This is a genomic window from Streptomyces sp. NPDC001135, assembly GCF_053598395.1.
In genome coordinates this window covers 21,661-35,637 of sequence record NZ_JBSFKD010000048.1, presented here as the reverse complement: position 1 = coordinate 35,637, position 13,977 = coordinate 21,661, and the positions used below count along the sequence as shown (strand labels likewise).

Here is a 13,977-nt window from a genome sequence, read left to right as displayed (position 1 = left end):
CATGGACCGTGGCAGCGAGCGGGAGACGCCTCCCGGGAGCGGCGCAGACGGCGCGGCGGCGGGCCGGATTCCGCTGGCCGTGGTCGTCGTCGACCGCGACGGCCTGGTGTCCCACTGGAGCAGCGGTGCCCGGCGCCTGTTCGGCGTGGACAGGCAGGACGCCGTCGGGCGTGCCGCGGCCGACCTGCTGCCCGTCTCCGGCGCCCTGCCCGAGGACCTGCGCGGCGACGCGATGCCGGACGCCCCCGAGGAGTACGGCGCACTCGGCCCCGGTCTCGAGGCCTCGCTCGGCGGGCACACCGCCTACGCCACCGCGGGCCGCGCCCGCCTCTTCCCGCCCGCGCGGGAAGAGAACGGCGAGCGGCTGGACGTGCTGTGGTGGGCCTACCCGCTGGTCGGCCCCGGACCGTCCCGGCTGCTCGTACTCGCCGCCGACGCCACCCGGCTGCGCGACGAACGCGGCTACGACGACGAGACCGCCGAACGCATCGCGCCCGGCTTCGCCCGTCACACCGAACTGCCCGCCTCCGAGGAACTGGAACGGCGGCTGCCCGAGATCCTGCCCAACATGGGCCCCGGGCTCAGCGGCCGCATCGTCTCGCAGGTGCTCGAACTGGGCTACCCGGTCCTGGAGTTCAGCCAGTTCGACCGGGTCCCCGTCACCCCGTACTGGGGCGTGCCCCGCCGCCCCGGACGCACCCGCACCCAGCCCCTCGTACCGCAGCAGCAGCGGCGCACGGCGGTCACCGCGGTCCCGCACGGCGCCGAACAGGACCTGGAGTACGCCGCCGTCCGCGAGCGGCTGGAGTTCCTCAACGAGGTCAGCTCCGCCATCGGTTCCTCCCTCGACCTCGGCGCGACCATCCGCGAGGTCACCAGCGCCGCCGTACCCCGGTTCGCGGACTTCGCGGGCACCCACCTGCGCGCGGCCGTCCTCGCCGGCGAGGGCTTCCCGGACGGCCCGCCGGACGCCCACACGGTGATGTTCCGCGTCTGGGTCGAGCACAACGACGAACCCGGCCGCTGGGACGACACCGTGCCGGTCGGCGAATCCTTCGCCTTCCCCGAACACACCCCGTTCTACCAGTGCATGGTCACCGGCGAACCGGTCATCGTCCCGAGGGTGACCGAGGAACTGGGCGACCGTATCTCCGGCGAGTTCGAAAAACGCGACCTCAGGCCGCTCATCACCGGCCGCTCCCTGCTGATCGTCCCGCTCAAGGCCCGCAACGTCGTCCTCGGCTTCATGGTGCTGATGCGCCGCCCGGACCGCCCGGCCTTCGACGACATCGACCGCACCACCGGCGCCGAACTCGCCGCCCGCGCGGGCCTCGTACTCGACAACGCCCGTATGTACACCTACCAGGAGAACGTCGCCGACACCCTGCAGGACAGCATGCTCCCGCAGGTCAGCCCCCGGATGGCCGGCTGCGACATCGCGACCCGCTACCTTCCCGGCACCCGGCTCGGCCGGATCGGCGGCGACTGGTTCGACACCATCAAACTGCCCGGCTCGCGCACCGCCCTCGTCGTCGGCGACGTCATGGGACACGGCCTCAACTCGGCCGCGATGATGGGCCAGCTGCGCACCGCCGTACAGACCATGGCCACCATGGAGACACCGCCCGTCCAACTCCTGCGCAACCTCGACGACCTGGCCCGCAGACTCGGCGACACCTACCTCGCCACCTGCCTGTACGCCGTCTACGACCCCATCCGCGGCGACCTGCACCTCGCCAACGCCGGACACATCCCGCCCGTCCTGGTCCGCGCCGAGGACGGCAGCAGCGAACTCCTCGACCTGCCCACCGGCGCCCCCGTCGGCGTCGGCGGCGTCCCCTTCGAGGCCACCCGGATCAAGGTCTCGCCCGGCGACCGGCTGGTGCTGTGCACCGACGGCCTGGTCGAGGTGCGCGGCTGCGACATCGGCGAGGGCCTCGCCGCGCTCTGCGAGTCCGCCGCGCACCCCGCCGCCTCCATGGACGACGCCTGCGACACCATCATCCGCGCCCTGAACACGCGCGGCGGCCGCAAGGACGACGTCGCCCTGCTCATGGCCCGCCTCAACGGCATCCCCGACGACCACGTCGCCGCATGGCGGTTCGACGCCGACCCGCGCGAGGTCGCCCGGGCCCGCCGCGAGGTCCGCGCCCAACTCCTCCGGTGGGAGCTGCCACAGGCCGTACAGACCGCCGAACTGCTGGTCAGCGAGGTCGTCACCAACGCCGTCCGGCATGCCCAGAGCGAGCCGGTCGGGCTGCGCGTGGTCCGCACCGACGCACTGCTGTTCGAGGTGACCGACGACGAACCCGGACTGCCCGAGATGCTCAGCGCCGGGCCGTACGACGAGTCGGGCCGCGGCCTGCGCGTCGTCAGCCGACTGGCCCGGGAGTGGGGCGCCAGCGCCACCGGTCACCGTAAGACCGTGTGGTTCGAACAGGCCATCACAGGAAGAGGATGAGAAGAGGGGGCGTGCCACCCGTCGGTGCGCGCCCCCCGGCTCCACCGGCGTCCGTACATCCGGTGAAGGTGACCGCGCGCCCCTTGCCCGGCCGCAGGCCCCCGCGATATCCCGATCACGGAACCGAACCGTGGGGAGAGCGCATGAACGTCTCGGACAAGTACCGCAGCAACTGGGAGAGTTACTGGAGAGAGACCTCCGACGAGGCGGGCGCGGCGATCTGGGACTGCGACCCCGCCCTGTCCGCCGAACCGTACAGCGCCCTGCTGCTGTCCCACGCGGACCCGGAACGCACCATCGTCGACCTCGGCTGCGGCAACGGCACCCAGACCCGCCACCTCGCCACCCGGTTCGCGCGCGCCGTCGGCGTCGACCTCTCGCACGCCGCCGTCGAGCACGCCCGCCGCGCCACACGGGACGACGCCGTGGAGTTCCAGCAGCTCGACCTCACCGACGGCGACGCCGTACGCGCCCTGCACGAGAGGCTCGGCGACGCCAACGTCTTCATGCGGGCCGTCATCCACCAGAGCGAACCCGAGGCACGGCCCGCGGTCGCCGCCGCCGTCGCCGAGATCATCGGCACCGAGGGCCGCGCGTTCGTCGCCGAGCTCACCTCCGGCTCCCGGGACGTCCTGAAGCGCGCCGCGTCCGAGGGCCCGGGACCCAAGCTCCGGCGCGTCTTCCACCACGGGCTCAAGCCCGCCGACGCCGACGACGAGGAGATCCCGCGACTGCTCGGCGCGGCCGGCCTGAAGATCCTCGCCGAGGGCGACACGGCCCTGCCGCAGACCGAGAACCTCGCCGACGGCACCCGCATCGACCTGCCGGCCCGCTGGTTCGTCCTCGCCCGGGCGTAGCGCCCAGGAGTGTGCGGCCCGCCGTCCGGCCGGTGCGCCGGGGTCGTAGCCTGGCCGCGCCTCGGCGCGTAACGTGACGCACCATGAAGATCCTCATCAGTGCCGACATGGAGGGGGCCACGGGCGTCACCTGGCCGGCCGACGTGCTGCCGGGGACGCCGCAGTGGGAGCGGTGCCGGTCGATGTTCACCTCGGACGTGAACGCCGCCGTGGAGGGCTTCTTCGACGGCGGCGCCGACCGGGTGCTCGTCAACGAGGCCCACTGGACCATGCGCAACCTGCTGCTGGAGCGGCTCGACGAGCGGGTCGAGATGCTCACCGGACGGCACAAGGCGCTGTCCATGGTCGAGGGCGTGCAGCACGGTGACGTCGACGGCATCGCGTTCGTCGGCTACCACGCGGGCGCCGGCATGGAGGGCGTCCTCGCCCACACCTACCTCGCCAACCAGATCACCGGGGTGTGGCTGAACGACGTCCGCGCCAGCGAGGGCCTGCTCAACGCGCACGTCGTCGCCGAGTACGGCGTCCCCGTCGTCCTCGTCACCGGTGACGACCTCGCCTGCGAGGACGCGCTCGGCTACGCGCCGGAGGCACTGAAGGTGGCGGTGAAGGACCATGTGTCGCGGTACGCGGCGGTGTGCCGCACCCCGGCCCGCACCGCCGCCGACATCCGCGCCGCCGCCAAGGAGGCCGCACAGCTGGCGGTGCGCCACACGCCCGTCCAGGCCGGGCCGTTCACGGTCGCCGTGGAGTTCGACGCCGAGCACCTGGCGATGGCCGCGACCGTCGTGCCCGGGGTCGCGCGGACCGGGGAGCGGAAGGTGGCGTACACCAGCCCCACCATGTACGAGGGGATCAGGACGTTCAAGGCGGTCACCACGATCGTCTCCGCCGCCGTGGAGGAGCAGTATGGCTGACCAGCAGGCCGATGAGCTCGCCCTGGCCGAGGTCGTGGAGTTCACCTCCGGCCTGATCCGCATCGACACCACCAACCGGGGCGGCGGGGACTGCCGGGAGCGGCCCGCCGCCGAGTACGCGGCCGAGCGGCTGGCCGGTGCCGGGGTGGAGCCGCTGCTGCTGGAGCGCACGCCGGGCCGCACCAACGTCGTCGCCCGGATCGAGGGCACCGACCCGTCCGCCGACGCGCTGCTGGTGCACGGTCACCTCGACGTGGTGCCCGCCGAGGCCGCCGACTGGAGCGTCGACCCGTTCTCCGGCGAGATCCGCGACGGGGTGGTGTGGGGGCGGGGCGCCGTCGACATGAAGAACATGGACGCGATGATCCTCGCGGTCGTCCGCGGCTGGGCCCGGGCCGGCCTGCGGCCCCGCCGGGACCTGGTCATCGCGTTCACCGCCGACGAGGAGGCCAGCGCCGAGGACGGCTCCGGCTTCCTCGCCGACGAGCATCCCGAGCTGTTCGAGGGCTGCACCGAGGGCATCGGCGAGTCGGGGGCGTTCACCTTCCACGACGGCGCCGGCCGGCAGATCTACCCGATCGCGGCGGGGGAGCGGGGCACCGGCTGGCTGAAGCTCACCGCGCGCGGCCGGGCCGGGCACGGCTCCAAGGTGAACAAGGAGAACGCGGTGACCCGCCTCGCCGCCGCCGTCACCAGGATCGGTGAGCACACGTGGCCGCTGCGGCTGACCCCGACCGTGCGGGCCGCGCTCGCCGAACTCGCCGCGCTGTACGGCATCGACGCCGACTTCACGGACGTGGACCGGCTGCTGGAGAAGCTCGGTCCGGCGGCCAGACTGGTGGAGGCGACCGTCCGCAACAGCGCCAACCCGACCATGCTGAACGCCGGTTACAAGCTGAACGTCATCCCGGGCGAGGCGGTCGCCTACGTCGACGGCCGGTATCTGGCGGGCGCCGAGGAGGAGTTCACCGCCACCCTCGACCACCTGACCGGACCGGACGTGAGCTGGGAGTTCACACACCGGGAGGTGGCCCTGCAGACACCGGTGGACTCGCCCACGTTCGCCCGGATGCGGGCCGCGGTGCGGGAGTTCGCACCCGACGGGCACGTGGTGCCGTACTGCATGTCGGGCGGCACGGACGCCAAGCAGTTCTCCCGGCTCGGCATCACCGGCTACGGGTTCACCCCATTGAAACTGCCCGAGGACCTCGACTACCAGGCCCTGTTCCACGGCGTGGACGAGCGGGTGCCCGTCGAGGCGCTGCACTTCGGCGTCCGGGTACTCGACCGCTTCCTGCGGACGGTCTAGGGGAACGGGGGACGAGGTGCTGACGTCGCCGTACGGATCGTGGCCGTCGCCCATCGACGCGGAACTGGCCGCCGCGCACGACGGACAGCCGGAGTGGGTGGGCTTCGTCGGGGACGAGGTGTGGTGGACCGCGCCCCGGCCGGCCGAGGGCGGCCGGCGGGCACTGGTACGGCGCACGGCCGACGGCTCGCAGGAGGCGGTGCTGCCCGCGCCGTGGAACGTGCGCAACCGGGTGATGGAGTACGGCGGCCGGCCCTGGACGGGGGCGGTGGGCGACGGCGGACCGCTCGTCGTGTTCACGCACTTCGCCGACCAGCGGCTGTACCGGTACGAGCCCGGCCGTGAGCCCCGCCCGCTGACCCCCCTCTCCCCGGTCGGCGCGGGACTGCGCTGGGCGGACCCCCACCTGGACCTCGCGCGCGGCGAAGTGTGGTGTGTGCTGGAGGAGTTCACCGGCGACGGCCCCTCGGACCTGCGGCGGGTGCTGGCCGCCGTGCCGCTGGACGGCTCCGCCGCCCAGGACCGGTCCGCCGTGCGGGAACTCACCGACGACCGGCACCGGTTCGTCACCGGGCCCCGCGTCTCGCCCGACGGCCGCCGGGCGGCCTGGCTCGCCTGGGACCATCCGCGCATGCCGTGGGACGGGACGGAACTGCTCGTCGCCGAGATCGGTGCCGACGGCACACTGCATACCGTCGACACCGTCGCCGGCGGGCCCGAGGAGTCGATCGCGCAGGCCGAATGGTCGGCGGACAACCGTCTTCTGTATGCAAGCGACCGCAGCGGCTGGTGGAACCTGTACCGGGACGGCACCCCGCTGTGCCCGCGCGAGGAGGAGTTCGCCGGTCCGCTGTGGAAACCGGGCCTGCGCTGGTTCGCGCCGCTGGACGACGGCCTGGTGGCGGTCGTACACGGTCGGGGGTCGACCGTACTCGGGATACTGGATACAGAATCCGGGGAGATCGTCGACACCGCCGGACCGTGGACCGAGTTCGGCCCCACCCTCGCCGTCCACGGCGGACGCGTCGTCGGCGTCGGCGCCAGTCCGCGCACCGCGTACGAAGTGGTCGAGCTGGACACCGCCACCGGCCGGGCCCGCGTCATCGGCGCCCGGCACCGGGACGCCGTCGACCCCGCCTACTACCCCGAGCCGCGGATCCGCACCTTCACCGGCCCGGACGGCCGTGAGGTGCACGCCCACGTCCACCCGCCGCACCACCCCGAACGGAGGGCGCCCGACGGCGAGGCACCGCCCTACGTCATCTGGGCGCACGGCGGCCCGACCAGCAGGGTGCCCCTCGTGCTGGACCTGGCCATCGCCTACTTCACCTCCCGGGGCATCGGGGTCGCCGAGGTGAACTACGGCGGCTCCACCGGGTACGGGCGGGCCTACCGCGAGCGGCTGCGCGAACAGTGGGGCGTGGTCGACGTCGAGGACTGCGCGGCCGTCGCCCGCGCCCTCGCCGAGGAGGGCACCGCCGACCCGGACCGGCTCGCGATCCGCGGCGGCAGCGCGGGCGGCTGGACCAGCGCCGCCTCCCTGGCCACGACCGACGTCTACGCCTGCGGCACCATCGTCTACCCGGTCCTCGACCCGGCCACCTGGGGCCCCGGCGAGACCCACGACTTCGAGTCCCACTACCTGGAGTCGCTGATCGGGCCGCCCGCCGAGGCACCGGCCCGGTACGCCGAGCGGTCGCCGACCGCGCACGCCGACCGGCTCACCGTGCCCTTCCTGCTGCTCCAGGGCCTGGACGACGTGATCTGCCCGCCCGCCCAGTGCGAACGCCTCCTCGCCCGGATCGCGGGCCGGGGCGTGCCGCACGCCTACGTCACCTTTGCGGGGGAGGGACACGGGTTCCGGCGGGCCGATACGATGATCCGCGCCCTGGAGGCCGAAATCTCCCTGTACGCCCAGGTGTTCGGGCTGGACGTGCCCGGCGTCCCGAGACTGGAGCTGCACACGTGAAGGAACTGACACGGCCCAAGCGGCTGGCCCCGGGCGCCCGGGTGGCCGTCGTCGCCACCAGCGGGCCGGTGCCCGAGGAGCGGCTCCAGGCAGGCCTCGACGTGCTCCGCGGCTGGGACCTCGACCCGGTGGCCGGACCCCATGTCCTGGACCGGCACGCCGAGTTCGGCTACCTGGCCGGCACCGACGCCGACCGCGCCGCCGATCTGCAGAACGCCTGGTGCGACCCGAGGGTGGACGCGGTGCTGTGCGCCCGCGGCGGATACGGGGCCCAGCGCATGATCGACCTGCTGGACTGGGACGCCCTGCGGGCGGCCGGGCCGAAGGTCTTCGTCGGGTTCAGCGACGTCACCGTCCTGCACGAGGCCTTCGCCACCCGCCTCGGACTCGCCACGCTGCACGGGCCGATGGCGGCCGGCGTCGACTTCGTCAAGAACGTACAGGCGCAGGAGCACCTGCGGGCCACGCTCTTCGCCCCCGAGACCGTCCGCACCATCGCCTCCGGCGGGAGCGCCCTCGTGCCCGGCCGGGCCCGCGGTGTCACCCTCGGCGGCTGTCTGTGCCTGCTCGCCGCGGAGCTGGGCACGCCGCACGCGCGTGCCTCGGCGGCCGGCGGGCTGCTGTGCCTGGAGGACGTGGGCGAGGAGACCTACCGGCTGGACCGGTATCTCACCCAGCTCCTGCGCGCGGGCTGGCTGGAGCAGGTGCGCGGGGTGCTGCTCGGCTCCTGGCAGGACTGCTCCCGCTACGAGGAGATACGGCCGCTGCTGGCCGACCGGCTCGGCGCGCTCGGCGTACCGGTGGTGGAGGAGTTCGGCTTCGGCCACTGCGCCGGCGCGCTGACGATACCCTTCGGCGTCGCGGCCGAACTCGACGCGGAGACCGCCACGCTGACGCTCGACGAGCCCGCACTGCGCTGACCACGTTCACTGAATCCCCGTCAAGAAACCACGTGCGCGCCGATTGACCGCGTCTGACACGTGTCACAGCATGCTCCTCGGCCAGACCTGCTGGTCGGTATCCGTGTGCCTCAGTGTGGAGGACCCCGTGCCCCGACGTGTGTCCCGACCGGCGCGCCGCCGCGCGTCCCGATCCCCTGCCGCCCCAGGACCAAAGGCCCTCGCCGCGCTCCTCGGCGTGGCCCTCACCGCACCCCTCACGCTCGCCGCCGGCCCGGCCCCCGCGAGCGGTCAGTACACCGTCACGCCGCTGAAGTTCACCGTGGAGGCCGGCGGCCGCAGATGCGCGGTCGACGCCGACCTGTACCGTCCCGCCGGGGTCGACCACGCCCACCCCGCACCCGCCGTCCTCGGCACCAACGGCTTCGGCGGCAGCAAGTCGGACGGCTCCACCGACGCCATCGGCAAGGAATTCGCCGCGCGCGGCTACGTCTCCCTCGTCTACTCCGGCCTCGGCTTCGGCCAGAGCGGCTGCCTGATCTCCCTGGACGATCCCGGTATCGACGGCAGGGCCGCCTCCCGGCTGGTCGACTTCCTCGGCGGCAAGCGCGCCGCCGACGACGGCACCCGCGCCGACTTCGTCACCCTCGACGCCCCCGGCGACCCCCGCGTCGGCATGATCGGCGGCTCCTACGGTGGCGCGATCCAGCTGGCCACGGCCTCCGTCGACCACCGCGTCGACGCCCTCGTCCCGCTCGTCACCTGGAACGACCTCGCCTACTCCCTGGACCCGAACAACGCCGTCGGCGCCCCCCGCGTGCCCGGCGCCTTCAAGTGGCAGTGGACCAACGGCTTCTACCTGGCCGGCGAGAGCCAGCCGCTGACCGTCCCGAACCTCGATCCGTCCCGGATCAACGCGCTGGCCTGTCTGCACTTCGTCTCCGACGTCTGCGACACCGTGCGCACGCTCAACTCCGGCAGCTACCCGGCCGGCCGCACCGCCCGGCTGCTCGCCTACGCCCGCAGCGTCTCCCCGACGAGCTACCTCCCCCGCGTGCAGGCGCCCACCCTGCTCGTCCAGGGCCAGGCCGACAGCCTGTTCAACCTCAACGAGGCCACGGCCACTTACCACACCCTCAGGGACCAGGGAACCCCGGCCGCGCTGATCTGGCAGTCCTGGGGCCACAGCGGCGGAATGACCGCCCCCGCGCCCGGCGAACTCAACCTGGTCCAGGGCACCCTGGAGTCCAGCTATGTCGGCCGGCGCATCCTCGCCTGGTTCGACCGCTACCTGAAGAAGCACGAGGCCACCGGCACCGGCCCCGCCTTCGCCTACTACCGGGACTGGATCACCGACCCCGCCCGCACCTACGCCACCGCCGACCGGGTCCCCGCCCTCAGCCGGACCCTCTACCTCTCCGGGGACGGCACACTGGTCGACGACCGCGCCGAGGTCGCCCGCGGCAGCCGCGGTTACGTCAACGGACCCGTCCCCACGAGCCATTCGGAAAGCTCCCTGACCGGATCCGTCGGCCTGCCCGACCCGGCGCCGTACGACACCGAGGGCACCTACCTCGCCTGGACCGGCGCCCCCCTCACCAGGAACCTCGACCTCGTCGGAGCCCCCCGGGTCACCCTCAGGGTCGTCTCCCCGCAGGCCGAACACGCCCAGGACTCCGGCGACGCCGCCGACCGGCTGGTGCTGTTCGCCAAGCTGTACGACGTCGCGCCCGACGGCGCCCAGACACTGGTCCACCGGCTGGTCGCACCGGTCCGGGTGCCCGACGTCACCAAGAGCTTCACCGCCACCCTGCCGGGCATCGTGCACCGGTACGCGCCCGGGCACCGCCTGCGGTTCGTGATCGCGGCGAGCGACGACGCCTACTTCGGCAACCGGGGGATCAAGCCGGTGACCGTGGTCAGCGCACCCGGGGACACCGGGGTGCTGCGGCTGCCGGCCGTCGGCGGCTGAGCCCGCCCCGGGACGAGGCGGCGGGGTGCGAAACCGGGCGACCGGGCGGCCGACGACGCCGTAAGCTGACCCGATGCCGCACACCGCACCCCACTACCTCGCCGAGGGGCCCCGGGTGGCCATCCGTCACTTCACCCTCGAGGACGGCCCGGAGTTCACCGCACTGACCCGCGAGAGCAAGGATCTGCACCGGCCCTGGCTGTTCCCGCCGGACACCGAGGAGGCTTACGCCGCCTACGCCCGCCGGCTGATCGAGGACCCGACCAAGGCCGGCTTCCTGGTGTGCGAGAAGGACAGCGGCGACATCGCCGGGTACATCAACATCAACAACATCGTGCGCGGCGGCTTCCAGTGCGGCGCCCTCGGCTACGGGGCCTTCGCCCACGCCGCCGGGCGCGGCCTGATGCGCGAGGGCCTCGACCTGGTCATCGGGTACGCCTTCGGGCCGCTGGGACTGCACCGGCTGGAGATCAACGCGCAGCCCGGGAACACCGCCTCCCTCGCGCTCGCCCGGGGCGCCGGGTTCCGGCACGAGGGCTTCTCACCGAACATGATCTACATCGACGGTGCCTGGCGCGACCACGAACGCTGGGCGCTGACCCAGGAGATGAGGGCGTCCGGCTGATCGTCCGGTGGGCAGGGGGAGTATCGGTGAGGATGGAGAGCATGCGGACTCTCGTGGTGCTCGACGCCCCCTCCAACCTCGGCCTGCGCCCACCCGCCCCCGGCACCGTACCCGGCTGCTACAAGCTCGCCGGGGCCCTGCGGGAACAGGGCATCCTCCAGCGGCTGGGCGCCCGGGAGGGCGGCGTCGTCGTGCCCCCGCGCTACGACCGGGGCGACTGGCAGGAGGGCGACGGCGTCTTCAACGCGTCCGCGCTCGCCGCCTACACCGTCCGGCTCGCCGACCGGATCGAACACCACGTCCGCGCCGGTGACTTCCCCGTCGTCCTCGGCGGCGACTGCTCCATCCAGCTCGGTGCCTCCCTCGCCCTGCGCCGGCTGGGCCGGTACGGGCTGGCCGCGATCGACGCCTCCCCGGACTTCCGCCACCCGGGCAACTCCGACCGGATCGGCGCGGCGGGCGGCGAGGAGGTCGCGCTCGCCACCGGCCGCGGACAGCGGGACCTGACGGACCTGGAGGGGCTCGGGCCCTACCTCCGCGACGAGGACGTGCGGTTCTTCGGCATCCGCGACTGCTTCGAGGACGAGCGTGCCGAACTCGCCGCCCTGAAGGTCCCCGTGGCCACCGTCGCGGACGTCCGCGCCCGGGGCGCCGAGGCCGTCGCCCGGGCCGCCGCCCAGGACTTCGGGGCCCCGCACCTCGACGGCTTCTGGGTGCACCTGGACGCCGACGTCCTCGACCCGTCCGTCATGCCCGCCGTCGACAGCCCCGACCCGGACGGCCTGCGGCCCGACGAACTGGCCGCCCTGCTGCGCCCGTTGGTCGCCTCCCCGCACTGCGTCGGCCTCAACGTCACCATCTACGACCCCGACCTCGACCCCGGGGGAACGGCGGGCGCGCTGCTCACCGACCTGGTCGTGGACGCCTTTGCGCAATCCTGACCAGCAGGTCCCCTGGCCGACTGCCGCGCCGCCGGGTTCCATGGTGATCGTGACGAGGATCCGACGTGAGGTACTGACGCTGCCCGCCGCGCGGTTGGGCCCGGACAACCCCCTGCCCCCGCTGCGCCTCCTCGACCAGGTCCACCGCACCGAGGACCGCGACGAGGACGCCATGTCCGCGGGCATGGCTCGCCGGCCGGGGTACGAGCCCCTGCGCAGCCTGCTCCCGGTGCGCGTCCGCGACGGCTACGACAGAGTCCGCGAGCCCCGCGCCCTCGACGCCCTGGTGATCGAGAACGACCGGCTGCGCGCCACCGTCCTGCCCGGTCTCGGCGGCCGGGTCGCCTCCCTGATCCACCTGCCCACCGGCCGTGAACTCCTCTACCGCAACCCGGTGTTCCAGCCGGCCGGCTTCGCCCTCAACGGCGCCTGGTACTCCGGCGGCATCGAATGGAACATCGGCGCCACCGGCCACACCACCCTCTCCTGCGCCCCCCTGCACGCCGCCCGCGTCCCCGCCCCCGACGGGGGAGAGATGCTGCGTCTGTGGGAGTGGGAGCGGCTGCGGGACCTGCCCTTCCAGGTGGACCTGTGGCTGCCCGACGGCTCCGACTTCCTCTACGCAGGCGTCCGCATCCGCAACCCGCACGAGCGGCCGGTGCCGGCCTACTGGTGGTCCAACACCGCGGTGCCGGAGGAGGTCCGGGTCCTCGTCCCCGCCGACGAGGCGTGGCTCCCCCACTGCGCGGAAGGTGCCCCCATCGGCCACGAGCGCCGCCTGCGCAGGGTCCCCGTCCCGTCGTACGACGGCATCGACCGCACCCGCCCCCTCAACAGCCCCTACGCCGCCGACTACTTCTACGACGTGCCGGACGGCCGCCGCCGCTGGATCGCCGCCCTGGCCGCCGACGGGCACGGGCTCGTGCAGACCTCCACCGACACCCTGCGCGGCCGCAAGCTCTTCGTGTGGGGCCACCGGCCCGGCGGACGGCGCTGGCAGGAGTGGCTGACGGAACCCGGCACCGGCGGCTACTGCGAGATCCAGGCCGGCCTCGCCCGCACCCAGCTGGAACACGTCCGGCTGGACGCCGAGAGCGAGGTGTCCTGGCTGGAGGCGTACGGCCCGCTCGCCGCGTCCCTGGACGGTGAGTGGACGCAGGCCGTCCAAGGGGCCCGGGAACAGCTGGAGTCGGTCCTGCCCCGCACCCGCGTCGAGGAGGCGTACGCGGCCTGGAAACCGTACGCCGACACCGAGCCCGCCGAGACGCTGGCCACCGGGTCCGGCTGGGGCGCCCTCGAAGTGCTGCGCGCCGACTGGAAACTGCCCGGCACCCCGTTCCCCGCGTCCACCCTCGGCGCGCCCCAGGCCCCCTGGCGGGAACTGCTGCGCACCGGCGCGCTGCCCGAGCCGCGCCGGGTACGGCCGCCCGGCGAGACGCTCGTCGCCCCGCACTGGCGGGACATGCTGGAGACCGCGCCCGCCACCCCGCACACCGAGTACCACCTCGGGATCGCCCAGTGGCACGCCGGCGACCGCGCCCAGGCCGTCCGCAGCTGGGAACGCGCCCTCGAACTCGCGCCCTCACTCTGGCCGTTGCTGCGCTGCCTGGCCGTCGCCGACCAGGAGTCCGGGCACCACGAGCGGGCCGCCGAACGCTACGCCGACGCCTTCGACGACCTGTGCCGCGAGCGGCGCGACGACGGCGAGGCATGGACCGCCGCCGTCGCCGCGCTCGGCCGGGAAACCCTTGAGGCGCTGCTTCGGGTGCGGCGGACGGCGGACGCCCGCGCCGTCTGGGACCGGCTGCTGCCCGCCGTCCGCCGGCGTGGCCGGTTCCGGCTCCTGGAAGCCGAACTGCTCCTCACCGAGGGACGGCCCGAGGACGCCCGGGCCGTCTTCGACGCGGGCTTCGAGGTCGCCGACCTGCGGGAGGCGGAGGAGACGATCGGCCGGCTGTGGGCCCGCCTCACCGACGAGCCGCTGCCCGCCCGCCACGACTTCCGGATGCGGCCCGAGACGGCCTGAG

10 protein-coding genes are annotated in these 13,977 nt (G+C 73.7%); all 10 read left to right on the top strand.

Features of this window, described 5'->3' with window-relative positions:
- Position 1: 1 nt before the first annotated feature.
- The 10 genes from ACWC94_RS38450 to ACWC94_RS38405 all read left to right on the top strand — a co-directional run bounded on the left by ACWC94_RS38450 (position 2) and on the right by ACWC94_RS38405 (position 13,976).
- Complete coding sequence (locus ACWC94_RS38450) at positions 2-2,461, top strand: SpoIIE family protein phosphatase (RefSeq protein ID WP_450801942.1); 2,460 nt, start codon at positions 2-4, stop codon at positions 2,459-2,461.
- 143 nt (positions 2,462-2,604) lie between these two features.
- Positions 2,605-3,318 (top strand): class I SAM-dependent methyltransferase, encoded by a 714-nt coding sequence (locus ACWC94_RS38445; RefSeq protein WP_450801941.1) that lies wholly within the window; start codon positions 2,605-2,607, stop codon positions 3,316-3,318.
- Positions 3,319-3,401: 83 nt separating this feature from the next.
- The gene (locus ACWC94_RS38440; protein ID WP_450801940.1) at positions 3,402-4,235 is read left to right on the top strand and encodes a M55 family metallopeptidase; all 834 of its coding nucleotides are present in this window, start codon (positions 3,402-3,404) and stop codon (positions 4,233-4,235) included.
- Complete coding sequence (locus ACWC94_RS38435; RefSeq protein ID WP_450801939.1) at positions 4,228-5,544, top strand: M20/M25/M40 family metallo-hydrolase; 1,317 nt, start codon at positions 4,228-4,230, stop codon at positions 5,542-5,544. Before ACWC94_RS38440 ends, ACWC94_RS38435 begins: the two co-directional genes overlap by 8 nt.
- Before the next feature lie 16 nt (positions 5,545-5,560).
- On the top strand, positions 5,561-7,513 hold the full coding sequence (locus tag ACWC94_RS38430; RefSeq protein WP_450801938.1) for a prolyl oligopeptidase family serine peptidase: 1,953 nt from the start codon (positions 5,561-5,563) through the stop codon (positions 7,511-7,513).
- Positions 7,510-8,433: a S66 peptidase family protein gene (locus ACWC94_RS38425; protein WP_450801937.1), complete on the top strand. Its 924-nt coding sequence runs from the start codon at positions 7,510-7,512 to the stop codon at positions 8,431-8,433. Before ACWC94_RS38430 ends, ACWC94_RS38425 begins: the two co-directional genes overlap by 4 nt.
- A 70-nt stretch (positions 8,434-8,503) precedes the next feature.
- Positions 8,504-10,384: a CocE/NonD family hydrolase gene (locus ACWC94_RS38420; RefSeq protein WP_450801936.1), complete on the top strand. Its 1,881-nt coding sequence runs from the start codon at positions 8,504-8,506 to the stop codon at positions 10,382-10,384.
- A 73-nt stretch (positions 10,385-10,457) separates the two neighbouring features.
- Positions 10,458-11,009 (top strand): GNAT family N-acetyltransferase, encoded by a 552-nt coding sequence (locus ACWC94_RS38415; protein WP_450801935.1) that lies wholly within the window; start codon positions 10,458-10,460, stop codon positions 11,007-11,009.
- A gap of 41 nt (positions 11,010-11,050) precedes the next feature.
- A complete protein-coding gene (locus tag ACWC94_RS38410; protein WP_450801934.1) occupies positions 11,051-11,950 on the top strand; it encodes an arginase family protein in 900 nt (299 codons plus the stop codon).
- 40 nt (positions 11,951-11,990) lie between these two features.
- Complete coding sequence (locus ACWC94_RS38405; RefSeq protein WP_450801933.1) at positions 11,991-13,976, top strand: DUF5107 domain-containing protein; 1,986 nt, start codon at positions 11,991-11,993, stop codon at positions 13,974-13,976.
- The last annotated feature ends 1 nt before the right edge of the window (position 13,977 follow it).

Coding starts and splice junctions, on each gene's coding strand:
- ACWC94_RS38450 (WP_450801942.1), top strand. CDS start 2: ATGGACCGTGGCAGCGAGCGGGAGACGCCTCCCGGGAGCGGCGCAGAC.
- ACWC94_RS38420 (WP_450801936.1), top strand. CDS start 8,504: ATGCTCCTCGGCCAGACCTGCTGGTCGGTATCCGTGTGCCTCAGTGTG.
- ACWC94_RS38435 (WP_450801939.1), top strand. CDS start 4,228: ATGGCTGACCAGCAGGCCGATGAGCTCGCCCTGGCCGAGGTCGTGGAG.
- ACWC94_RS38440 (WP_450801940.1), top strand. CDS start 3,402: ATGAAGATCCTCATCAGTGCCGACATGGAGGGGGCCACGGGCGTCACC.
- ACWC94_RS38415 (WP_450801935.1), top strand. CDS start 10,458: ATGCCGCACACCGCACCCCACTACCTCGCCGAGGGGCCCCGGGTGGCC.
- ACWC94_RS38405 (WP_450801933.1), top strand. CDS start 11,991: ATGGTGATCGTGACGAGGATCCGACGTGAGGTACTGACGCTGCCCGCC.
- ACWC94_RS38445 (WP_450801941.1), top strand. CDS start 2,605: ATGAACGTCTCGGACAAGTACCGCAGCAACTGGGAGAGTTACTGGAGA.
- ACWC94_RS38410 (WP_450801934.1), top strand. CDS start 11,051: ATGCGGACTCTCGTGGTGCTCGACGCCCCCTCCAACCTCGGCCTGCGC.